We start from the raw sequence: 243 nt of genomic DNA on the forward strand, positions 1-243 counted from the left end.
TGCCCGTTGCGCCAGTAGGACCGGTAGCTCCAGTGACACCTGTAGCGCCAGTAGGACCGGTAGCTCCAGTGATGCCCGTTGCGCCAGTAGGACCGGTAGCTCCAGTGACACCTGTAGCGCCAGTAGGACCGGTAGCTCCAGTGACACCTGTAGCGCCAGTAGGTCCGGTAGCTCCGGTAATACCCGTGGCGCCGGTAGAGCCAGTAGCTCCGGTAATACCCGTGGCGCCAGTAGGTCCAGTAG

At 62.6% G+C, this 243-nt stretch carries 1 protein-coding gene; it reads right to left on the reverse strand.

What is annotated here, in order from left to right; translation table 11 throughout:
- On the reverse strand, positions 1–243 hold a 243-nt coding region (locus AAZR19_RS18995; protein ID WP_434704003.1), incomplete at both ends, for a hypothetical protein.

The organism is Bacillus sp. Je.9.29.b (assembly GCF_051129925.1).
Taxonomy (GTDB): domain Bacteria; phylum Bacillota; class Bacilli; order Bacillales; family Bacillaceae; genus Bacillus; species Bacillus safensis.